This window comes from Marinococcus tarijensis (genome assembly GCF_054971385.1).
In genome coordinates, this window is the sequence record NZ_JBQOJA010000039.1 from 1 (window position 1) to 21,507 (window position 21,507).

At 45.6% G+C, this 21,507-nt stretch carries 21 protein-coding genes and 1 pseudogene; 9 read left to right on the top strand and 13 right to left on the bottom strand.

What is annotated here, in order from left to right:
• Positions 1–95: 95 nt before the first annotated feature.
• From ACTTK7_RS15540 to ACTTK7_RS15550, 3 genes are all read right to left on the bottom strand, one after another.
• Positions 96–278 (bottom strand): hypothetical protein, encoded by a 183-nt coding sequence (locus tag ACTTK7_RS15540; protein ID WP_462869009.1) that lies wholly within the window; start codon positions 276–278, stop codon positions 96–98.
• A gap of 238 nt (positions 279–516) precedes the next feature.
• Positions 517–831, bottom strand: coding sequence for an L-rhamnose mutarotase (gene rhaM / locus ACTTK7_RS15545; RefSeq protein WP_462869028.1), 315 nt, complete (start codon positions 829–831; stop codon positions 517–519).
• 95 nt (positions 832–926) lie between these two features.
• On the bottom strand, positions 927–2,234 hold the full coding sequence (locus ACTTK7_RS15550; protein ID WP_462869010.1) for an MFS transporter: 1,308 nt from the start codon (positions 2,232–2,234) through the stop codon (positions 927–929).
• A gap of 344 nt (positions 2,235–2,578) precedes the next feature.
• Here ACTTK7_RS15550 and ACTTK7_RS15555 point away from each other — a divergent pair, with 344 nt between their 5' ends.
• From ACTTK7_RS15555 to ACTTK7_RS15565, 3 genes are all read left to right on the top strand, one after another.
• Positions 2,579–3,820, top strand: a complete 1,242-nt coding sequence (locus ACTTK7_RS15555; RefSeq protein ID WP_462869011.1) for a hemolysin family protein — start codon at positions 2,579–2,581, stop codon at positions 3,818–3,820.
• Between the two features lie 477 nt (positions 3,821–4,297).
• Positions 4,298–5,200, top strand: coding sequence for a sulfotransferase domain-containing protein (locus ACTTK7_RS15560; protein ID WP_462869012.1), 903 nt, complete (start codon positions 4,298–4,300; stop codon positions 5,198–5,200).
• A 106-nt stretch (positions 5,201–5,306) separates the two neighbouring features.
• Positions 5,307–5,462 carry a hypothetical protein gene (locus ACTTK7_RS15565; RefSeq protein ID WP_462869013.1) on the top strand — a complete coding sequence of 52 codons (156 nt, stop codon included), beginning with the start codon at positions 5,307–5,309 and terminating at the stop codon, positions 5,460–5,462.
• A gap of 323 nt (positions 5,463–5,785) precedes the next feature.
• On the opposite strand, the gene fmdA is transcribed toward ACTTK7_RS15565, so the two are convergent.
• Positions 5,786–6,970 carry a formamidase gene (gene fmdA / locus ACTTK7_RS15570; RefSeq protein ID WP_462869014.1) on the bottom strand — a complete coding sequence of 395 codons (1,185 nt, stop codon included), beginning with the start codon at positions 6,968–6,970 and terminating at the stop codon, positions 5,786–5,788.
• A gap of 109 nt (positions 6,971–7,079) precedes the next feature.
• Positions 7,080–8,129: a class I fructose-bisphosphate aldolase gene (locus ACTTK7_RS15575; protein WP_462869015.1), complete on the bottom strand. Its 1,050-nt coding sequence runs from the start codon at positions 8,127–8,129 to the stop codon at positions 7,080–7,082.
• Positions 8,130–8,371: 242 nt separating this feature from the next.
• On the opposite strand from ACTTK7_RS15575, the gene ACTTK7_RS15580 reads away from it, so the two are divergent.
• From ACTTK7_RS15580 to ACTTK7_RS15590, 3 genes are all read left to right on the top strand, one after another.
• Positions 8,372–8,881, top strand: coding sequence for a hypothetical protein (locus ACTTK7_RS15580; protein WP_462869016.1), 510 nt, complete (start codon positions 8,372–8,374; stop codon positions 8,879–8,881).
• Between the two features lie 68 nt (positions 8,882–8,949).
• Entirely contained in the window at positions 8,950–9,123 is a 174-nt protein-coding gene (locus tag ACTTK7_RS15585; RefSeq protein WP_462869029.1) for a diguanylate cyclase domain-containing protein, read from the top strand.
• A 244-nt stretch (positions 9,124–9,367) separates the two neighbouring features.
• Positions 9,368–11,065, top strand: a complete 1,698-nt coding sequence (locus ACTTK7_RS15590; protein ID WP_462869017.1) for a methyl-accepting chemotaxis protein — start codon at positions 9,368–9,370, stop codon at positions 11,063–11,065.
• A gap of 44 nt (positions 11,066–11,109) precedes the next feature.
• Here the strand turns inward: ACTTK7_RS15590 and ACTTK7_RS15595 are convergent, their stop codons facing one another.
• From ACTTK7_RS15595 to ACTTK7_RS15625, 7 genes are all read right to left on the bottom strand, one after another.
• Entirely contained in the window at positions 11,110–12,651 is a 1,542-nt protein-coding gene (locus ACTTK7_RS15595) for an FAD-dependent oxidoreductase (protein WP_462869018.1), read from the bottom strand.
• 22 nt (positions 12,652–12,673) lie between these two features.
• The gene (locus tag ACTTK7_RS15600) at positions 12,674–13,432 is read right to left on the bottom strand and encodes a cytochrome c oxidase assembly protein (protein WP_462869019.1); all 759 of its coding nucleotides are present in this window, start codon (positions 13,430–13,432) and stop codon (positions 12,674–12,676) included.
• Positions 13,433–13,436: 4 nt separating this feature from the next.
• Positions 13,437–13,928, bottom strand: coding sequence for a DUF2243 domain-containing protein (locus tag ACTTK7_RS15605; protein WP_462869020.1), 492 nt, complete (start codon positions 13,926–13,928; stop codon positions 13,437–13,439).
• Positions 13,929–13,944: 16 nt separating this feature from the next.
• Entirely contained in the window at positions 13,945–14,316 is a 372-nt protein-coding gene (locus ACTTK7_RS15610; protein ID WP_462869021.1) for a DUF2512 family protein, read from the bottom strand.
• Positions 14,317–14,557: 241 nt separating this feature from the next.
• A complete protein-coding gene (locus tag ACTTK7_RS15615; RefSeq protein WP_462869022.1) occupies positions 14,558–15,385 on the bottom strand; it encodes a sugar phosphate isomerase/epimerase family protein in 828 nt (275 codons plus the stop codon).
• A 121-nt stretch (positions 15,386–15,506) separates the two neighbouring features.
• Entirely contained in the window at positions 15,507–16,079 is a 573-nt protein-coding gene (locus ACTTK7_RS15620; protein ID WP_462869023.1) for a cell wall hydrolase, read from the bottom strand.
• A 217-nt stretch (positions 16,080–16,296) separates the two neighbouring features.
• Positions 16,297–17,520, bottom strand: coding sequence for a hypothetical protein (locus ACTTK7_RS15625; protein ID WP_462869024.1), 1,224 nt, complete (start codon positions 17,518–17,520; stop codon positions 16,297–16,299).
• 186 nt (positions 17,521–17,706) lie between these two features.
• On the opposite strand from ACTTK7_RS15625, the gene ACTTK7_RS15630 reads away from it, so the two are divergent.
• Positions 17,707–18,432 (top strand): MBL fold metallo-hydrolase, encoded by a 726-nt coding sequence (locus ACTTK7_RS15630; RefSeq protein WP_462869025.1) that lies wholly within the window; start codon positions 17,707–17,709, stop codon positions 18,430–18,432.
• Positions 18,433–18,483: 51 nt separating this feature from the next.
• On the opposite strand, the gene ACTTK7_RS15635 is transcribed toward ACTTK7_RS15630, so the two are convergent.
• Positions 18,484–20,061: a BCCT family transporter gene (locus ACTTK7_RS15635; protein ID WP_462869026.1), complete on the bottom strand. Its 1,578-nt coding sequence runs from the start codon at positions 20,059–20,061 to the stop codon at positions 18,484–18,486.
• Between the two features lie 408 nt (positions 20,062–20,469).
• Between ACTTK7_RS15635 and ACTTK7_RS15640 the strand changes: the two genes are divergently transcribed.
• Both ACTTK7_RS15640 and ACTTK7_RS15645 read left to right on the top strand, forming a co-directional pair.
• A complete protein-coding gene (locus tag ACTTK7_RS15640) occupies positions 20,470–20,904 on the top strand; it encodes a universal stress protein (RefSeq protein ID WP_462869027.1) in 435 nt (144 codons plus the stop codon).
• Between the two features lie 412 nt (positions 20,905–21,316).
• Positions 21,317–21,507, top strand: a pseudogene (locus ACTTK7_RS15645) (ectoine hydroxylase); the annotation flags it as partial.

Below are 21,507 nucleotides of genomic sequence, written 5' to 3' on the forward strand. Positions count from 1 at the left end.
ACCACGAAAAAAGAAGCCGGAGAAACATCTCCAGCTTCCGCTTAAAAGAGCTATCATTCGAATTTTGGGACAGCCCCTAACTTTCACTACTATATTCAGGCTTTTTCTTTAAAGTCATCTGCTTCTTTTTCATGCTTTTCCTGAGTGCTTTCGTCTTTATCCTTTTTAACTTTAGCCCGTTTTTTTATAAAATCCATTTCCACAGGAATATAGCCGCCTTCGTTCACCATACGGTCTATTTCACGTTCATACTCTTCGTCAATCAATCGGCGGTTCATTGGTACTCCCCCTTTTTGCAGCTGAGTTTTATCACACGACTGAACCAGGGTTTTCTGCACCATTTACTTTGTGATCTTCTATTCACATACGCGGCTATTCATCCGCATTCCCCCCTCATGTCTTTTATGTGGGTTTGAAGGCTATCTTCTTTATACTTTTCTATTCCCGTTTTTCGGCATTTTGAACAAAAAAACTCCACTGATAAAAATTTTTCAGCAGAGAGAAGTCCACAATTTTTCAATCGAGATGAAATACTTCTTCAAGCGGAGTGGTAACCGGGCTCTTATCTTCGTTTGTTTCCATTAACGGATCCATTGCTTCCCACCACTTTTGATTGATGGAGGTCGATGCCATCTGCTGCCATCGTTCTTCACTCTCTATTTCAAGATACGCAAACAGCCTGCTCGTTTCTTTTTCCAGGAAGATCGAATAGTTAGATGCTCCGTGCTCCTTTAATGCCTCTTTCATTTCCGGCCAAAGCTGATCGTGCTGTTTAATATATTCCTCTACTTTTTCCGGGTACACATACATAATGAACGACAAACGCTTCATACTCATGGTCCTTTCCTCATCAATTTTATTCCAGGAAATTCTTTCCGGTAATAAAAGAAGGAAGAATAAATTCTCCTTCCTTCAGTAACGCTCGCTTATTTAACCAGGTCTTCTTTTATTTCTGCTTCTTCGGTTGTCCCGTATCGTTCGAGCTGTATTTCCTCAAGCGACTTGTTGCGTGTTTCCGGCGCAAGGGTTAATCCCACCACCATGTGCACTACCAAAAATCCGATCATAATCGCCCCGGCTGTCTGAAAACCAAACATCGTAATCAGTGTTGGGATCGCGAGCGAAATCAAACCGACAAATACCCGGGCAGTACAGAAGAGAAGTCCCTGTGCCGCTGCACGGTATTTTGTATGAAACAGCTCGGCTGACCACAGACCATAAAATGCCTGTGCACCAAAGCCTGCTGCCAGTCCCCAGAGAATAACGAAAACGAGCAGTTCTAAAGTACCCATGCCACCGAATGAAAGTACTGTCCAAGCTACAATACCCATCACGGCGCTTACTCCAAAGATAAGCTTGCGGTTTACCCTGTCACCCAGTTTAATGAATACAAAATAGGTGGAGAATACGGTCAGTCCCCAGAGAAAAGCTTGCAGGAGATTAGCCTGGGCTCCCGACAGCCCTCCTACCGTTTCGTAAATATATGGCATAAAATAACCCATTACGCCGGCAACCATATTCCAAAATGTATACACACCGACAAGTAAAGTAATCGCATGCAGATTAGCACGATTCGTAAACAGTTCTTTCATGTTTTCCTTGCTGAAGATTCCGCCTTTATTTTTTACACGATCTTCTTTCTTTTGCTTCTCCCAAATCGCGGACTCTTCAATTTTCCGCTGAAAGAGCCAAGTAATAAAAGCGATTACAAAAAGCTGAAAGAAAATAATTCGGCTTCCAAGCAGTCCTAATGGGGCCAGGATTACAGACAATATAAAGACGACTGCAGGTCCCATGGACCAGGCAAACTGCCCCCAGCCAACACGGGCAGCCCGTTCTTTTTCCGGCGCTTCTTCAGCAATGTACGTCCACGAAGGCGGGATACCCGCACCAACGGAAATACCGGTAATCACGTAGCCGACAAGAAGCATCGGAAAGGAAAAAGAAAAAACAATAAGTAGGATACCCAGCATGTACACGAGCAGATTGTACTTATAAATGAACTTTCTTCCATACCGGTCTACCAAAAAACCGCTGACAAGCGCCCCAAGTGCAGCCCCGAACCCGTTGGCACTAAGCGCTCCAAGCAGTCCTACAGTGGCGTCTGTAAGACCCAGGTACTGGACCCATAGGGCAAGTCCCGCAGCACCTGCTACAATGGAACCTGCTTCGAGATAGTTCGACATAGATACAGAAAGAGTGGCTGCGAGGCTTCCTCTTTCCACTTTTTTCATCCCAATTCCTCCTTAAAAGTGACAGATTTATTGCTTTGCCGGCCTCCTTACAACAATCAAAAAACACCCACTTAAGCATTGTCTTTTTGTTTGTTTATGTTGTTTTTATTTGTATTTTTTATTGTAAAGGCTTACATAAATGAAAGTCAACAATTTTTTATTGTTATTCTCCTTCTATTCTTTTTTATTTTTATTAAAAGCAAAATTGGGCAAAAAATCTTTTTGCATATTTAAATCCTCCCCGGCTCTTTTATGTTATTTTTAATGTTGGATAGTTGTTTGAAACGTTTAATTTACTGCAGTCAGGAAATAAAATATGAAGAATACGCCAGTGGAGGGTACTTATGATAGCGGTTATTATATTATTTTTATTCGTTTCCTTCTTTTTATCCGGAAGCGAAACAGCTTTAACAGCAGCAAACCGGGCGCGAATGCAGTCCCGCGCCGACGAAAACGATAAACGGGCGAAAAATTTATTAAAGCTGACGAGAAAACCGGATGAGTTAATTACAGCCATCCTGATTGGAAACAACATCTCCAATATTATGCTTCCTACCCTCGTTACCGTGCTTGCCCTGAATTACAATTTTTCTGTCGGTATCGCTACTGCTATTTTGACGTTTGTACTTATCATTTTCGCAGAAGTTCTTCCTAAATCTATTGCTGCTACCTTTGCCGATAAGGTGGCCTACATAGTAGCCCCGGTGATTGCAGTGCTCGTATTCATTTTTAAGCCGCTCACGTTTTTACTGAATTCTTTTACACGCGGGGTGATCAAACTGATCACCCGGGGCGAAGGGCCCTCACAGACATATTCGCGTGAGGAGATCAAAACGATGGTCGACGTGGCCTCTTCGGAAGGGACCTTTGAGAAGCAGGAGCAGGACCGGATTAAGCGTGTAATTGATTTTTACCGCAAGGATATACGTGACGTATTAAAGGTTCCACGTATGGAAATTACCGGGATCCCGATCGAAAGCGATTTTCAGGAAGTGCGGGACATCACCATCAATCACAATCATACCCGGTATCCGGTATATAACGATAATATGGATCATATCGTCGGTGTCTTTCATGCCAAGCTGCTCCTTATCTGGGCTGAACAAAGCGACAAAACCCTTAATGATTTTATTGATAACAATCCTTTGTATGTAGTAGAGACCAATTCTGTCGACAACGTGTTTAAACGGATGCTTAACGAACAGAAGCACCTTGCCGTCGTCCTCGATGAATACGGCGGTACAATGGGTATAGTCACTCAGGAGGACATTATCGAAGCAATGATCGGCCAGGAAATTGAAGACGAGCACGATACCCGCTCCGAGCAGCTTATTGAGGAGCTGACCGACGAGGTTATCATCTGCGATGGGAAGCTATCCATCAGCCGCTTCAACGAAATCTTTAATACCCGGGTCGAAGAAGAAGAGGATATCATTGCCGGACTGCTGTACCGGGAGCTCGACCATATTCCTGAAGAGGGAGAAACCCTCCAGTATGAAAATCTTCATTTTGAAGTGCTGACCATGGATAATAATCAGATCAAACGCGTACGTGTCGTAAAAGAAGAGGAAGAAGAGGAAGACTAATACACTTGAACCCGGAGAATTACTCTCCGGGTTTTTGTTTACATATTACTGATGCATCAGTACTTTAAGCACGTAAACTTTTAGTAGCTTTTCCCAGAAAACATGATAATCTGAAGGTAGCTGTAAAAATCGAAAACTTTTTCTGCCAAGACAGGAAAAGAAGCAAAGAAAAAGGAGTCTTTTCCGTAATGGAAGAGGCTCCTTTTAAAATGCGTCCATGAACTAATATATGAAAATAAACTTTAATAGGAAACAAGGAGCTTTTTGCCGTGTACTGTAGTCCTAATTTCAATGTATACGAATTCTATACCTTTATCGGGGGGAATTAAAAGCTTTTTTCGGGATTCCCGGGCAATTCAAGAAGAATTTACCTTTCTCCGTGAATGTATATGCGACCAAACTCACTGGTCCTTTTACTTTGATTGCTCCTATGGATTTCGGTATGATGGATGCATTCATTCCGTAGGGGGCAGGGCAATGCGCAAAACCATTTACATTCATGTAGGTTATCACAAAACAGCTACTACTTTTCTGCAGAAAAGCATTTATCCTAAATTGAAGCACCAAATTACATATCTTTCCCGGGGGCATATACAGCCGGATTTGTACAAAATACGCCATAAAAAATTATCGGATAAAGCTACCAATGATTTACGCAGCGGGTTTGAGTCAATGATGGAGACGGGAAAACCGCTCCTCATTTCGTACGAGGGTCTCTCCGGCAACCCAATGTCCACGAAAAAAAAGGTCAAAGACAACTACGCCATTTTAGAGGATCTCCGCCGGATCTTCCCTGAAGAAAGCTATGACGTGCATATTATTGTTGGAGTACGTCGGCAGATTGATCTTCTCACTTCCCTTTACGTGCAGTATATTCATCAGGGTGGATACAAGCAGGCCGCTGCCGTGTTTGAGGAGTGGGAGCAGCTGGGAGTACTCGACGGCTACTATTATTTCAGCTATATGGAGCGTGTCACGCAATTGTTTGGCAAAAACAACTATTATCTCATGCAGTACGAGCAGTTCCGGCAAAATGAAATGCAGGAAATCAAAGGACTTTTGCAGTATATGGGTATTGAAAAAGTGCCCTCCTACAGCAACACAAAAGTAAACCGGAGCTATGGCACGATGCAGGTGAAGGCTGCCAGGAAGATCAACTATTTTTTAAAAACTCCGTTTAACCCCGAAGCCCCTGTTCCAACAAAAAGAGGAAAGCCTCTATCCCGAAGGCTGCTGCAGAACCGGGCGAGCTTTATGCTGCACCACCAAAAATATTTTCTCCCAGATTCTCTTCAGCAGGTACTTCAGGCAAAGTATCAAAGCGACAATCAATTGTTCTTTCGTCATTACGGTATTGATTATACGAAGAAAGAAATTTAATAAACACTGTCTTCAACGGCTGTTTCCGGCTTTCTTCTGTTTGTGATTAAACCGTACCTTTCCGGGGTAAAATTATTTAAACATCCTGAAGGAGGCTGAGATATGTATGAACAGGAACATAGAAAACGAGGCTGATAAATCCAGCCGTTTATTTTTAACAATCACTAAAAAACCTCTTCTTTCTACTTCTATTGTTTATGGTGTCATGCTGACCGCCATAGCGATTATTGGCATAGCTGGAAAAGACAAAAATTCACATTAACCAGAGAATCAAAAATAGTTAAAGGAGACCCGTTTGTCCCGGGTCTCCTTCTTTAATGCCCTGCCTGCCACGGACGGGGTGTCCGCTGTATGGTTCTTTGTTTTGCGGGCAGATCTTTCCGCTGTACTATTTTAGGCTGCATTCCGTTTTCAACCCTCGATTTTACTTTCGTATCCATTTTTGACAGATTCACCGGCTGGAATATTCTCCGTGCCGTTTCCGCGCATGAAGGACACGGGGCTTCGTTGACCCGGGCTCCCTTTGACACAATCCAGCTTTCGAACGTACCACACGTCCGGCATTCAAAGGTGAACTGGGCCATACTAATCAAGCTCCGGCAAAATATTTTTATAAAATATATCCTTAGGCAGGGCGAGCGTGCAGCAGGCATTCGGTATATCCACGACGCCTGCTACAGTGCCTTGTACCGGCGCAGTACCCAGGAGCATATAAGCCTGCTCTCCTGTATAACCGAGGGTTTTCAGAAAATCAATCGCATTCAGGCACGCATTCCTGTAAGCAACGTTAGCATCCAGATAGGTCTGCGTTCCCGAGAACTCGTTCACCGACACGCCTTCAAAAACCAGAAACTCGTTATAATGCGGCATAACCGGCCCTGGCTTAAAGACGGGATTACGTTTAATACGATGTTTTTCCATGCCGTTCTTTATCACGTGCACTTTCAGATCAATCCAGCCAGGCATTTCAATTCCGCCGCAGAACGTAATTTCTCCATCCCCCTGCGAGAAATGAAGATCTCCTACGGAAAGCTTCGCTCCATCTACAAACACCGGAAAGTATACCCTTGAACCCTTCGAAAGGTTCTTAATGTCACAGTTTCCCCCGTTTTCCCTCGGCGGGACCGTTCTTGCTCCTTCGGCGGCGACCCGTTCGAAATCCTCCCCTTTAAGTTCACCAAGTACGACTGAATCCTTCGTTGGAAGATTCGCAAGAGGCGGCACCCGATCAGGATTTGTATCCACCAGCTCCTTCTCTCTGCGGTTCCATTCATTCAGCATGTCCTGTGACGGAGCCACGCCGATCAGCCCCGGATGAATAATGCCTGCAAACTTAACATTCGGCACATGTCTCGAAGTCGCATAAATACCTTCAAAATCCCAAATAGATTTGGCAGCTTCCGGATAATGGTCCACTAAAAAGCTTCCGCCATTTTCTTTGGCGAAAATACCGTTAAATCCCCATTCATGCGAGTGAAACGTTCCGATATCCAAAATATCAACAACGAGCAGGTCCCCCTCCTCCACGCCGTTCACGTGCACCGGCCCGCTTAGTACGTGCACACGGTCAAGGTTCACATGTTTAATATCCGAAGGGTCATCATTGTTGCTGATCTGGCCATCGGTCCAGTCCAGGCATTCCATCCGGAACGTCTCTCCCGGTTCTACAGAAAATGCGGCAGGAATATCCGGGTGCCAGCGATTGTGCCCCGGGGTCGTCTGCTGGTCCATTGTTTTATTGAGGTCTACTTCAAACAGTTTTTTCGGCATATAAAATCCTCCTGTTTATAAAAATAGCCGGAGACACGGCAGACGATATTTAAATTTTCTGAAAATATTAGATGAAAAAGGGGGACTCCCCCCCCCTTTTTTCTACTTCCTATGCCAAAGTAATCGACTCATCCGCATAGACGCTTTGAACAGAGCGGATAATCTCTATGCCATCATCCATTGGACGCTGGAACGCCTTGCGCCCCATAATCAGTCCCATCCCGCCGGCACGCTTGTTAATTACCGCTGTTTTTACAGCATCCTCCAAATCCGATTCTGCAGAACCGCCGCCGGAGTTGATTAATCCAGCCCGTCCCATAAACGAGTTCATTACCTGATAACGGGTCAGGTCAATTGGGTGATCGCTTGTCAGCTCTGAATAAACCTTGTCGTGCGTTTTGCCGTAGCCGACAGCCGTATAGCCGCCGTTGTTGGTCGGCATCTTCTGTTTCACAATATCAGCCTGCAGACTTGCTGATAAATGGATCGCCTGACTCGTCAAGTCCGAGGCAGTGTGGTAATCCGTGCCGTCTTTTTTAAAGCCTGGGTTACGCAGATAGGCCCAGAGAATAGTGCCGAGACCGAGCTGATGAGCCCGTTCAAAGGCCTTCGTTACTTCCTGGATCTGCCGGTCACTCTGCTCGGAGCCAAAATAGATCGTCGCCCCGACGGCTACGGCACCCATGTTGTAGGCCTGGTCAACAGAGCCGAACATAATCTGGTCGTGCGTTTCCGGGTACGTTAACAGTTCATTGTGGTTAATTTTGGCAATGAAAGGGATCTTGTGCGCATAATCCCTTGCGATCGAGCCAAGTGCCCCGACCGTTGAAGCTACCGCATTACAATTACTTTCCATCGCAAGCTTCACAATGTTTTCTGGATCAAAATACATCGGATTCGGAGCAAATGAAGCGCCTGCCGAGTGCTCAATGCCCTGGTCCACCGGCAGAATGGACAGATAACCCGTCCCGCCGAGCTGTCCGTGATCAAACAAGCTCTGCAGATTGCGCAGAACTACCGGAGAACGATCTGTCGATTTGTATACCCGGTCGACAAAGTCAGGCCCCGGCACATAGAGGTTTTCTTTCGGTACCGTCTTGCTTTCATGATTTAATAAGTAATCCGCGTCCTGTCCTAATATTTCCTTCGTTGAAGCCATCATGATACCTCCTCACCAGTTTAGGAAATTCTTCTTACCTAATTCCCTTTTTAGGGAAGAACATAAACAAATTTTCGAAAGATTTTATGAAAGGCTCAGCCTCTGGACAAATATTTATATGAATGATTTCCGCTTTAAGTATACGACTTTTTAGGATTGTGACGATATATATAACAATTACTCTTCCTTAATTTAAACTCCTATACTGCAATCAACTTTTTTCGCTGGAAAGGGCGTTTCTTATGAAAATAAATTATTTGTTTGTGATGTTTTTTTTGTATATGTTCCTTGGTATTTTCATAGGAATCGGCTTTGCTGTCCTTATGCCGGTGGTCATCCCCATACCCGGCTCTTTTTTACACATGTTTTATATCGCTTCGGTTACAGCCGGCGTTGCACTCGGACTTTTGAATTACCTTCTTTTCTTCGGTTTTGTACGCAGGTGTATCTTTCACTTTCAGGCTGTATTGACCTCTGTGCGAAACGGAGACCTGAGCGCCCGGGCCTCCTTTCAAAGTACCGGAATGATTGGTCGTTTAAATGCCGATTTGAACCGTACCATTGCCCACCTTGAAATAACCAAAGAAATGGCCGGCCGCGACGATTTAACAAAGCTGCCCAACCGGGCTGCCCTGCAGCAGTTTTTTCAGGAAATCTCCGAAGCGCGTCTTCCTTGTGCTTCAATTCACTGCCGGCAGGATTGCCAGCGCCTGCTTTCCGGAACAGCATCTTTATCGTATAGGCGGAGATGAGTTTGTCATTATGGAACGAACCGGAACAAATAGCGGAAAAAGCACGCAGCTGACCCAAAGCCGTATAGATCAGCAGCTCCGGGTCCCCCTATACAGATGGGGAAAATACTTTTACGATCACCGTCAGCGTTGGAACTTACGCCTCTCTGAACCAAGAGGAGGATTTCGCCGCCGTGCTGCATAAAGCCGATCAGGCAATGTATAAAAACAAACGTCAAAAGCGCGAAATTATACTTCCCTAAAGCGAGTAAATACGGGAAGCCTTTATTCCGCCGAAAAACCCCTTCACAATTTCTTCATTTTTACAGTAACAATGGCCTATACTTTTCAGCCTAATTTATATCGATAAATGTCTGTAGAGTTAATTCTTTTTGTCTGCTTAATATTTCCATTCCATCATTCTTACAAAAAGCAGAAATAAAAGAACAGCAGCTGTATTTTTCGCAGGGGGAAGTATGATCACATTAACTTAGAGGGGTGTATGGAATGAAGGGATGGTTCAACTTCAAAAGTCTTCGCGCAAAAATCTTAACCGGTTTTTTGTCACTTGTAGTGCTGGTAACAGCACTCGGGGTTTATAATTTTTACGCTAACAGCAAGGCGAATGCCGAAACCGAAGGCATCGTTGAGGAGCAGCTTCCGCTGTTAATCGCTGACGAAAAGCTTGCTTTTAACATGGCCCAGCGTGTTGCTTTATCCCGTGGGTACGTTTTATTCGGCGACGAGGAATTCAAAAGCAGCTTCATGGAATATACTGAGGAGAGCGCTGCACTGGAAGAGGAAACGCTGGCCAGCTTCGAGTCCGCTGAATTAGAAGCACTAACAGCACGAAGCATTGAATGGGAGCAGATTATTACCTCAAAGGTTTTTCCAGCCTATGAGGCAGGAAATGAAGAAGAAGCTAAACAAATTTTAAACACAGAAGCCAAGCCGCTAGCCCGCGAGGTTATGACCGGCTTTGAAGAATTAGCCACAGAGAGAGAAGAATTGATCACCACAGCAGGGGAAAATACGCTTGAAAGCGGCAGGAACATGATGACTACCGGCACTATTGTTTCCCTCCTGGTGATCATTGCCGGCGTGGCAATTGCCTTTTTCATGGCGCGTACAATTTCTGCCCCGATCAAGGCAGTTATGCAGCGGATGCAGTCCATTGCCGATAGCGACTTGAGCCAGGAGCCGATGCAGACTACGGCACGCGATGAAACCGGCAGGCTCGTCCTCGCTGCCAACCAAATGAACAACAACATGGCCCAGCTGCTTACGCAAATTAAAACGATGTCCGCAAATGTATCGGGCCAGAGTCAGAATTTATCCCATTCTGCCAACGAGGTGAAGGCAGGATCCCAGCAGGTGGCAGTTACAATGGAGGAGCTTGCTTCCGGGGCAGAATCACAGGCGACAAGTGCCAGCAGCATTGCCTCTTTAATGAGTGATTTTACAGAAAATGTTTCTGATGCCCATACAAAGGGCGAAGACGTTCGCAACGCCTCGACTCATATTTTGTCTATTACAAATGAAGGTCGCGAGCTGATGGATAATTCGGTTCATCAAATGGAAAAAATCGATGCTATCGTGAAAAATGCCGCTGTGAAGGTGGAAGGACTTGATAAACAGTCCCAGGAGATTTCAAAATTAGTGTCTGTCATTAATGATATTGCTAACCAGACCAACCTGCTTGCTTTAAATGCAGCCATTGAGGCTGCCCGGGCTGGCGAACAGGGGCGCGGCTTTGCCGTGGTCGCTGATGAAGTCCGGAAGCTCGCCGAGCAGGTCTCTGCTTCCATCACAGATATTACCGGCATCGTAGAAGGAATCCAGAACGAATCTTCCTCCGTCACTGCATCTCTGCAGTCAGGCTATAAAGAGGTGGAAATCGGCACCACCCAGATCCAGACTACCGGCGAAACCTTTAATACTATTAATACCGCTATTCAGGAAATGGCAGAAAACCTTCAATCTGTTACTCAAAATCTGGCAGCCATCTCTTCAAGCAGCCAGGAAATCAATGCTTCTATTGAAGAAATAGCGTCAGTATCCGAGGAATCTGCTGCCGGAGTTGAACAGACTGCGGCTTCCGTCCAGCAGACGAGCAGCTCCATGGAGGAAGTTTCCGCTAATTCGGAAAACCTTAACGATCTTGCCCGCCAGCTGAACGCTGAAGTAGATAAATTTAAGCTGTAACACAAGCAGAAAGGCCCGGAGATTTTTTCTCCGGGCCTTCTTTGTTATTCAAGATCTGTTTTACGATTCAGCGGCGTTACTGCCGGTCCTTCAATAACTTCTCCGTCATAGGAAAATCTCGAGCCATGGCACGGACAGTCCCAGCTCCGTTCTGCATTGTTCCAGGAGAGGTCACAGCCCATATGCGTACAGGTGGTGTCGACAACATACAGTTGGCCCGTTTCGTCTCTGTAAGCGCCTGCCTTGCCGTCTTCCGTATTAATTAAAGCTCCTTCATCATTCTCCAGGTTCTTTTCTTTATCCCCTCTGTTGGCCTTTCCTTTAATCATTTCTTTTCCTACGTCCATGTTTTCAGAGGCAAAGGATTGAATGTTTTTCTTTTTCAGCTCGGAGCGTGTCGGATCAAAAGCTTCTTTATACACATTTTCATTACCGAGTACATAATCAGCGAGCATTTTCCCTGCTGCTTCACTGTTACTCATGCCCCACTTCATAAATCCGGTGGCAGTAAAAATCTGTTCTTCCCCGGACGTCATTGGCCCCACATAGGGCATTTTATCCAGAGTGATCATATCCTGTGCCGACCAGCGGTAAGGCACCGTCTGCAGACCGAAGTACTCTTCACCAAAGCTGCGCAGCGCTTCGTACCGTTCGAACGTATTCGTTTTATTTTTTCCGGACGTGTGTCCTTCCCCGCCAATTAAAAGCAGATTCTCTCCGTTTTCATCCTTTGCTGTACGAATCGACCGCGAAGGGGAATCTACACTGATATACATATGCTTTGGCATCGTCTGAACTTTTGCCCCAATGATGTAGGAACGCTCTACATGCAGACGACTGTAGTATTTTCCCATACCATCGTTAAAGGGGAAATGACTTGTTACCAAAAGGTAGTCACTGGTAACTGTGCTGTCGTTGTTTGTGTTCACCACTACTTTCCCATCGCTTTTATTCACATCAGCTGCACGTGTATTCTCATACACACGTCCGCCAAGACGAACAACCTCTTCAAGAAGGGCCCGGTAATAATGCACTGGCTGAAACTGAGCCTGGTCACGGATAACGAGAGCCCGCTCGACAGCGTACGGAAGATCATGTTCGTCAGCAGCATCGCCGCCGTTTACATTTAACAACCGGTACGCCTCTGCTTCCTTCTCCATCACTTTTTTCTGCTGCTCGCTTTTCGTATAAATAAAAGCGTCCCGCTCCTCCCATTCACAGTCAATATCAAGCTCAGTAACCCGCTTGCGCATATCGCTGATCGCCTGTTCGTTAGCTTCAAAGTACTGGCTTGTTTTTTCCCGGCCGTGATTCTGAATGAGTTCATCGTACACCATCCCGTGCTGGGAGGATATTTTGGCCGTTGTATTCCCGGTTGTTCCTTCAAGCACCCTGCCCGCTTCCAGCAGCACCACCTTCGTTCCGGCCTTTGCTAAATAGTAGGCTGCTGTGATGCCGGCTGCCCCGGCTCCTGTGATAGTCACTTCAGCCGTGTCTTCTCCACTGTGTGCAGGCATGTTTGTAGCTTCGCTTTCCTTCAGCCATAAAGAATTCGGATATAAAGGGACATGTTTATCGTTAGTCATTGCAGTTCCTCCTTATAGTTATTCAGGCTGCCGGTGCTTCTTCCTGCCTGGGACGAGCCGCTTTGTACCAGTGCCAGCAGAGAATCACCATAATGGCAATATCCACCGCATCGCCCCCGTAATACATCAGCATCGAACCCGCCTGAGCAGATTCCTGCCCGACTCCGGGAGGCGGAGATGCATATAAATACTTGGACAAAATACCGTGGCCTGCAAGAGCTGTTACAAGCACCCCGGACCGAAACAGAAAAGAGTACCGGTGCGGCGTTGGATCGATATAAATAATAGAAGCTGTAAATACATATCCCGCTAAGAAAATATGAATATGAACGGCGGTATAAACTAGAGCGGACTCATGCATCGACGCGTATAATCCAGTCGTATACAAAAGCCACAGGCCTCCGATGTTTAGTACTGTGGCCGTCACCGGATGAGATACTATTGCCACAAAGCGGCTCCGCAGTAATTTAGCCAGCTTTTTCGCTGAAGGCACCGGGAGAGTGCGGAGAGCAAGCGTCACCGGGGCCGCAAGCACCATGCAAAGCGGAGCCAGCATACCAAGCAGCAAATGACCGGTCATATGAATGACAAATGAATCATGAGCCATCCGGGGAAGCGGCCCAAGCACCGAAATGACTGCCGCCGCTGTGCCGGAAGCAAACAGCCCAATGCGGTATACCGGCCATCCATTGTCACGAAAAGCCGCAGCAAGATACAGGAGACAGACAACGACAAAAGGGGCTGCAAGCACACCTTCTGCAAAATAATGTGAATTAGCCATCAGTTTATACAGCAGCTCTCTGCTTTTTTATCCGAGAAGTTTGTCTCCATATGATTATCCCGGCAATAAGAAGTACGAACGCACTGATGTTCCATACTAGATCATATGGCAGAATGTCCACACCGTATCTTATTTGATGGATGCCCATCCACTTATGCTGAACGATCCCATCATACAGCTGAAAGAAGCCGACTCCGGTTAACATTCCCCCGATCCACCGGCGCAGCCAGAAGCTCTGCCGGCGCCGGAGGTCAGCAAGCATAAACAGGGCAGCTACTGTAGCAAACCAGCTGAATGCATGAAAAAAACCATCTGAAACGATCCCGACAGCCGTGGTCGATAAATCGTAAAAATGATGCCAGCTCAGCAGCTGGTGAAAAACTACTTCATCTATAAAAGCGATGAGCCCGAGACCGAAAAAAAGGCCGGATAACAAGTTTCTTCCGGCATAATTCGCCTGGTTTCTCCGAAGCATCGCTTCGTTTTTTTCTGACATGACTAAGCCTCCTACGTTACATATCCGTTTTCACACGATTGCTCGAAAAAAGCACGTGCGTGCCCAGATAAAAATGAAACATATATTCTGCTATTCCCATCAGCACAGCGGCTGCTATTGCTGCAAGCAGCACCGTGCCTGAAAAGGAAATCACAATCCCTGCAATTAAAATAATCACAAATACCAAACCGGTATCTACAGCCGCTGCGATCAGGCTTTTCACACGGGGCAGCAGCACAATATCACCGAGCGGATAGCTGAGTGCCCCGATAATAATAGTGAGCACCAGCACACTCCAAACAGAGACCCCGTTTGCGATACTGAGCACCAAAAATAATAAGGCCGCCGTCATCAGCCCTTTTCCGGCTAATGCTTTAACGTGTTTCATGTTCTCCCCCTTTCTGAAACTAAGATAAAACGCAAAAAGCCAGGGAAAGACGTATCTCTTTTCCTGGCTTACCGCAAGGCTTTTGTCCCGCGATTGCTACCTTCGTTTATTCAGTTAATGCTTGACTATCTTTCTATTTCCTTAAAACTCATCTACATAAACACTCTTTTAATCATTGGAGCGAGCGCTGGGCCAATGAGCAACAGGCTTAAGATGAGGTTATTACTCTCATGTCGTTCTATTATGACCGGAAAAAATATTGCAGTTTTTCAAGCGACTTTTCGGCATATTCATTAACACAATCTATTCTGGACTTTTTTTCTTCTGAAGGAAATACATTCAATTCCGGCGCCAGGCATTCTACTGTAATTGTTGAGTCGTACCCTGTTTCTTTAATAGCCTCGGCGATCGCCTCCCACGGAAGCCTTCCGTACCCGAGGCCCTGCCGGTTAGTGTCTGCCACATGTATATGGCTGAGGGCTGGGCCAAGATGATGAAAAGGGGTCTCCATGCTGCTCTCCTCAATGTTCATGTGAAAAGTATCAAGCATCGTCGTCACAAATGGATGTCCGGTTTCTTTCACGAGCACAAGCGCCTGCCAGCCGGTATTAATAATACAGCTTTCGTAACGATTTAACGGCTCAATTACCAAAGCAACGTTTCTTTCTTCTGCATAGGGAGCTATTTCCTGAAGCGATAAAACTGCTGCTTCCCATTCTTCTTTGCCGTTTCCTTCCGGCTTTGATTTGCCAGGGGCACATGGGGAGATCACCATATATTCTGCACCAGCCCGGTATGCACGGCTAATCTGTTCTTTAAAATAATGTACAGCTGTTTTTCGCATGGCGGGATCAATCTGTGATAAATCTGTTTCTTTCCGAGGCCATCCTGCATCCGCACACAGGCCTCGGATACGGATCCCGAGAGCTTCCGCCAGCTGAGTTAATTCCTCCCAGTTATAGTCCTTCGCGTGGATTTCAATTTCATCGTATCCCATGGAAGCTGCGTCACGCATTGTCTGTTCAATTGGCTGATCTCCAAAGATCCAGCTGCATATCGAAAATTTCATCTCATTCTCCCCTTCACTATTATGCTGACCTTCTAATATATTCCTTGTCCAGCTATTCTATAAGCATGATTTTAATCAAATATAAAACAAAGAACCAGCGGCTCGTTACCGCTGGTTCTTCTTAAACGTCTTCTGAGAAAACGTGTCCGCCGATTTCATAATCAACGGTCTTCGTTTCCCAGAGCCAGTTGTCCTTCGGCACATCTTCACTCCAGAAAAACAATGAATCCCCTACCGGCTCCGATCCATTCAGAGCCTCCTCCGTTGCTTCTTCTGCACGCCCGGAAGGAGATTCTTCTATACTTCCGTTAGCTACTACCTGGAACTGGTTTTCTTCGTATATGACACTCTCGACATCGTCTGGGAAGGTTTCAGATTCAATGCGGTTCAAAATGACACTTGCTACGGCCACCATGCCTTCAAAAGATTCATCTTTGGCTTCTGCATGAACAGCCCGTTCAAGCAGCTCTTCATTTTCCACCTCAGGCACTTCACTCGAGGCGACTCTTTCTTCTTCCGGTTCAGGTGCCTTTGCTTCCTGTGCTGTTTCTTCTTCTGCAGCACGTTGCTTTTCTTCTGCTTCCTGCTCGGCTGTCTGGCTTCGTTCGTGAACATTGTAGACTAAAAAGCCTAACAGAGCAGCAAAAACAGCTAGCGCTCCCATGACGGTGTACATAGAATACTGCCTGGACATCGTAATCACCCTTTATCAGTGAGGCAAGATTATTGTTCCTATGATGGCGGCAAATGACAGGTCTGTCATCATTTTACCACCTTGCTTCCAGGAATAATAATTTCCACTGACGGCGTATTCGGCTGTTTTTTGCTGTAATACGTGAAGAAAAGTCATAGGCACAGAAACAGGCATTGTAATTCCATCATAAAGGCATACACGTCCTCCTGCATCTTTTTTAGGAAGAAGATTCCTCGCGTTTTTCCGATTTCGCACGTTCATTGCGAATACGCTGACGGTAGCCGTAGGTCGCTTTGAGCACCGTTTCTTCACTTTCAAGGCCTGCCCCAAGCGCCCCTCCAAGCGTGGCTACCGTGCAGGCAAGCCAGGATATTTTCAGATAGGTCGCAAAACTCACTGCTCCCTGTAAATTCAATGCCAGCTGTGAGCCCGGAATAAACAACAGAGAAACAACTAAAAACATCACAAATAAAATAATATAATAATGAATAATGGCAATTCCAATGGTGGAAGCCGTAGCTTTATTATAGGAGCGAACTAAAAATTTGGATTCTGCCTTTGACTCTTTTTCCCACAATCCATGGGCAACAATAAACCATACAGTCATTGCCACCATTGCCGTAAACATAACAGCAAGAAAGCGCCAGAAGCCATAGGTGTCGCTCAGCATCCAGAAACTAGGAAAGATCAGTCCATAAGCTCCGGTAGCAAAGGCTAAGGCAATTACGCGCTTAAATGCCGGAAAAATCGTCCAGGGCCGGTTTGCCAGCACCATGCCGGAAAGCAGCCTCGTGCGTCCTCTCATATTCAGGTTAGCGTAGAATCGGACATGCTGGCTTTCCTCTTCATTAGAATACACCGTCCGTTTAATCGGGGAAAAACGCTCATACAAACGGCTGCCCATCAATTCCCTTGATCCTCTTCCCCGGACGTGGTAGGAATGCTCTTCTTCATGATTCTCAAGCTGCTCCTGATTTTCTGCGATACGTTCATTTTGCCGTTCCCGGTCTTCCTCGGAGCTTCCGTGGTGCATTTCATTTACAAGCTGCATCATTGCCTCACGGACACGCTTTTTCATTGGCATTGCCCCAAGAGACGGGAGGGAAATAAGCCCGATTTCACGATCCGAACTGGCGTCAGCTATCACCAGTTTTTTACCGTCTATAATTGGCAGATCCGTAAAGCAGAGGACATAATCCCATTTATGCTTTTGTTTATGCTTTTGTGCCTCCTCAATCACCGGCTCTGATTCTTCTATCACTCCGGCAAAAGGGTCAAGAACCACTTCTACCTTCCAGCTTCTGCGGTCATCTACATAGTTTTTGAGCAGATCAGGCAGCTCTTCCGCCATCTCGTTGCCAATTTCCTTTGGCAGCTCCGGAGCAGCTATCAATCCGAGTGTATAGCTGTCCGGCGAATGTTTATTTTTCTTCGAAGCCACAGGTGATCCTCCTTTCTATAAAATATTTTAAAATTAAGGTCAAGGATAAGGTACCATACTTTGTCCCTTTTCCATACATACATTTTTTATTATGCACATGTTATAGATAAAAGAAAATGAGGAATATTCTTTTAGGTTCATTATTAATAACAAGGAGGTGAACCGAAGCTAAGTGCTTCGGCCGCTATGAAGCTGACAGAAACCATGCACGTTCTCGAGCTTTCCGTGCCCCAGGGAAAAGATACCATGGTATTACACTTAACCCTCATGAATAACGAGGGCCGTCTTATTCTCTTTGACACAGGTATGCCTGGGTACGAGGAAGAAATATACGAATTGATACGAAAAGAAAATTTGAATCCCGACCACCTTGATACTATCATCTTAACCCATCAGGACATTGATCACATCGGGAGTCTCCCGGAAATTCTTCACGACCATCCCAAGCTGCGTGTCCTCATGCACTCTGAAGATAAACCCTACGTAGACGGGGAAGAACCGTTGATTAAACTCAGCAGTAACGCCAAAGCAAACCTTATTGACACCCTTCCGGAGGAAAAACGTAACAGGGTTGGCTATATGCTCGATAAAACTGAACCCTCGCTTATCAATGAAACCGTGGAAGAGGGAAATAACCCTGTGGCAGAGCTGACCGCAGTTCATACGCCCGGTCATGCTCCCGGCCATATCAGCCTGTATCATGAAAACAGTCATACGCTTATTGCCGGCGATGCTTTGACTGCTGAGGATGGCGAACTTTTCGGACCCCGTGCAGAAGTCACGCCCGACATGGAACAAGCTCACCGTTCCCTCGAAAAATTGCTCGACTTTGATATGACTACCGCAGTTTGTTATCACGGCGGCATAGTACACGGTGACATTAATCAAAAAATCCGGGAGATTTTATCCTGAACGAAAAAAGCACCTCCGCAGCTGACGGAGGTGCTTTTGTTTGTGCTTTGATTAAGAGTTTTCGATATCCTCCCGTATCCGTTGCCGGCGCTCTTCTTCCTCCCGAAGTCTCGTTTCCCTGTAATCCTTTCGTACGGATTTCAGTAAGGAAATAGCGGAGATGAACAGGACGATAGAGAATGGCAGGGCCCCGATAAGAGAAACCGTCTGCAATCCGTCAAGACCGGCGCTGATAATCAGCACAGTGGCTAAACCGGCGATTAATGCGCCCCAGATTACTTTTAAGAGCATTGATGGGTTCGTGTCCCCGTTGGAGGTCATCATGCCCAGTACAAATGTGGCAGAGTCTGCTGATGTTACAAGGAATGTAAACAGCAGGCAGATCGACAGGACGGAGAGCAGCGTGCCAAGCGGTATGTTATCGAGCATGGCAAACATGGCCCGTGTCGTATCCTCCGCAACAATGCCCGCTATATCAGTACCCTGAAATAAATCCAGGTTAATCGCGGTGCCGCCGAAAATACCAATCCATATCATTCCGATAAACGGCGGAGCGACCATAACACCAAGGACAAATTCCCGGAGCGTACGACCTTTGGAAATACGGGCTACGAACATACCCACAAATGGAGACCAGGCGATCGTCCAGGCCCAGTAATAAATCGGCCAGTCCTGCACCCACGTGCCATCTGTATAGTTTTCCATACGTAGACTTGCCTGGAAGAAGTTTTGAATATAATCACCAAGACCCATCGTAATCGTTTCAAAAATAAAGCCGGTAGGTCCGATAAACAGTACGGATATCATTAAAAATAATGCCAGGCCCAGGTTCACATTACTTAAATATTTAATCCCGCGGTCCAGACCGGAGATGGTCGAAACCATAAAAGCTACAAACATGACAGCGACAATTGTGAACTGAGTCGTCGAATTGGCTGGAATATTAAATACACTGTTGAGGCCGCCGCTGATTTGCAGAACACTCAGGCCAAGTGTGGTGGCGACACCCATTACTGTAGCAATTACGGCGATAATATCCACGCCGTTACGGAAGCCCTTACGGAGCGGGCGGGAGCCGTCCCCAATAACACCGTTCATCGTGTCACTGATAAGACTGCGTTCTTCCTGACGGTATAAAAAGTAGGAAATCGCAAGGCCTACAAATGTAAATGACGCCCACTGGTGAATACCGTTGTTAAAAAACGTGTTCCACATTGCTTCTCTTGCCGCCTCCGGTGTTCCCGGCTCGACGTTTGTCCATGGCGGAGGAGTCTGAAAGTGAGTCATTGGCTCTGCCACACCCCAGAAAACGATACTTACACCAAATCCACAGCTGAAAAGCATCGCAATCCAGGTGAAAAAAGGATACTTCGGCCGGGCGTCATCGCCCCCGAGCCTGACACGCCCGTACTTACTAAATGCCATATAAAAATTAAATAAGATCAAAAACAGTACAAACAGTAAATAAAACCAGCCGAACGTATCAGCGATAAAGCCGTATGTAACTTCGGCCTGTGCCTGCAGGGCCTGTGGTGCTATTGCTCCCCACAATGCAAATACAAAAATGATGATAAAAGAAATGAAAAAGATACTGTTGAGAAATTTGAATTTTTTCTCTTTTTCACTCATGATGCCTTCCTCCTCTCTTTGCTTGCGGAAACGAATTAACGAAACTTTAACATATAAGGCCTTCCAAAAACAGCTGATTCCAAAAAAACTCTTTGAAATAGTATTGGGATTAAAGAACTAATGTGTAGAGGCCTATGCTTTGATTTACCCGAATCACCTTACATATAATACACAAATTCACTTATTTGAAGAATTTTTCAATGAATTTTCTTTATTTTTATGACTATTTCACTAATTATTCATTTATTGACGTCGTAAATGTCAAAAATATCATGTACAATGAATATAGAATATAGTTAGTTCATCAAAGAGCTGTATAAAACGATCAGCATTTGCCCTATTCCTCTTTTCACCATTAGGTTTCAGGCAGGTTGACCCTGCTAATTCACTATATTAGGAGGATGTTCTATGCACACAATGAACGTTGTATTAGTTGCTGTCGACGGATCCGAGCAGGCTGAATATGCTTTTGAGACCGCTCTTCCTATTGCTAAAGCACAGGAAGCCCAGCTTATCATTTCCAGAGTGATTAACAAAAATGCCTATCAGCCGATGAGCAGTTACGCTCCTTCTATCATTGAAAAAGTACAGGAAGATGCCAATGAACTGCTGGCAAAGTATAAAAAACAGGCAGAAGAAGCGGGCATTACAGATGTAGCTGTAGAACTTTTATACGGTTCTCCCAAAACGAAAATCATCCGTGATCTCGTCCCGAAATATCATGTAGATTTAATAATCACCGGAGCTACTGGCTTAAACGCCGTAGAAAAAATACTTATGGGCAGCGTATCCGAACACATTGCAAAAGCGGCGCCCTGCAGTGTAATGGTGGTCCGTTCTTAAAAATTAAAAGCTTCAAAAAGCAGCCGGCAAAAAATTGCCGCTGCTTTTTTTTTGAAAATTTATGTTTATTCCTTAGATGAGCGGGAACAATTAAAGTGTCCCCGCTCATTTGAGGGACAAAAAAATATATGCATGGTGGAAATGATTGGACAATAGCGCCTAAAACATAAGCCAGAAAAGACCTGTCTCTTTTCTGGCTTTTTTGCGTTCAAAAGCCGATTTACTCCTCTCCCGGGCTTATTGTTCTTTTGTTTTCGCTATGCATTATTTTTATCTTTTGTTCTACATGCAACCAGGCATGCAGCCGGTGCACAAAAAGAACCATTAATTATTTTCCACATCCACTTTAAAGCGGGATTCTACAGCCCGCACCCATTTTTTATTTTAAAAAATTTTTTAGGAGGACTTGAAAATGGCAATCGATAAGTATCCATCCAGACAAGGCGATCATAAGGAAATCATGGACCGGAAGGACCCTGTTGTTCACGGCGGTTCAGATTTTGAAGGCCCGCTGCAGAAGGAAGAGCTGGACTTTTACGACGAGAACGGCTACCTCATGCTTCAGAAGCTGTTTACCGATGAGGAAGTCGCGATGATGAAGCG

Excerpts from the sequence above, each read along its gene's own strand:
- ACTTK7_RS15540 (WP_462869009.1), bottom strand. The coding sequence starts at position 278 with ATGAACCGCCGATTGATTGACGAAGAGTATGAACGTGAAATAGACCGT.
- rhaM (WP_462869028.1), bottom strand. The coding sequence starts at position 831 with ATGAAGCGTTTGTCGTTCATTATGTATGTGTACCCGGAAAAAGTAGAG.
- ACTTK7_RS15550 (WP_462869010.1), bottom strand. The coding sequence starts at position 2,234 with ATGAAAAAAGTGGAAAGAGGAAGCCTCGCAGCCACTCTTTCTGTATCT.
- ACTTK7_RS15555 (WP_462869011.1), top strand. The coding sequence starts at position 2,579 with ATGATAGCGGTTATTATATTATTTTTATTCGTTTCCTTCTTTTTATCC.
- ACTTK7_RS15560 (WP_462869012.1), top strand. The coding sequence starts at position 4,298 with ATGCGCAAAACCATTTACATTCATGTAGGTTATCACAAAACAGCTACT.
- ACTTK7_RS15565 (WP_462869013.1), top strand. The coding sequence starts at position 5,307 with ATGAACAGGAACATAGAAAACGAGGCTGATAAATCCAGCCGTTTATTT.
- fmdA (WP_462869014.1), bottom strand. The coding sequence starts at position 6,970 with ATGCCGAAAAAACTGTTTGAAGTAGACCTCAATAAAACAATGGACCAG.
- ACTTK7_RS15575 (WP_462869015.1), bottom strand. The coding sequence starts at position 8,129 with ATGGCTTCAACGAAGGAAATATTAGGACAGGACGCGGATTACTTATTA.
- ACTTK7_RS15580 (WP_462869016.1), top strand. The coding sequence starts at position 8,372 with ATGAAAATAAATTATTTGTTTGTGATGTTTTTTTTGTATATGTTCCTT.
- ACTTK7_RS15590 (WP_462869017.1), top strand. The coding sequence starts at position 9,368 with ATGAAGGGATGGTTCAACTTCAAAAGTCTTCGCGCAAAAATCTTAACC.
- ACTTK7_RS15595 (WP_462869018.1), bottom strand. The coding sequence starts at position 12,651 with ATGACTAACGATAAACATGTCCCTTTATATCCGAATTCTTTATGGCTG.
- ACTTK7_RS15600 (WP_462869019.1), bottom strand. The coding sequence starts at position 13,432 with ATGGCTAATTCACATTATTTTGCAGAAGGTGTGCTTGCAGCCCCTTTT.
- ACTTK7_RS15605 (WP_462869020.1), bottom strand. The coding sequence starts at position 13,928 with ATGTCAGAAAAAAACGAAGCGATGCTTCGGAGAAACCAGGCGAATTAT.
- ACTTK7_RS15610 (WP_462869021.1), bottom strand. The coding sequence starts at position 14,316 with ATGAAACACGTTAAAGCATTAGCCGGAAAAGGGCTGATGACGGCGGCC.
- ACTTK7_RS15615 (WP_462869022.1), bottom strand. The coding sequence starts at position 15,385 with ATGAAATTTTCGATATGCAGCTGGATCTTTGGAGATCAGCCAATTGAA.
- ACTTK7_RS15620 (WP_462869023.1), bottom strand. The coding sequence starts at position 16,079 with ATGTCCAGGCAGTATTCTATGTACACCGTCATGGGAGCGCTAGCTGTT.
- ACTTK7_RS15630 (WP_462869025.1), top strand. The coding sequence starts at position 17,707 with ATGAAGCTGACAGAAACCATGCACGTTCTCGAGCTTTCCGTGCCCCAG.
- ACTTK7_RS15635 (WP_462869026.1), bottom strand. The coding sequence starts at position 20,061 with ATGAGTGAAAAAGAGAAAAAATTCAAATTTCTCAACAGTATCTTTTTC.
- ACTTK7_RS15640 (WP_462869027.1), top strand. The coding sequence starts at position 20,470 with ATGCACACAATGAACGTTGTATTAGTTGCTGTCGACGGATCCGAGCAG.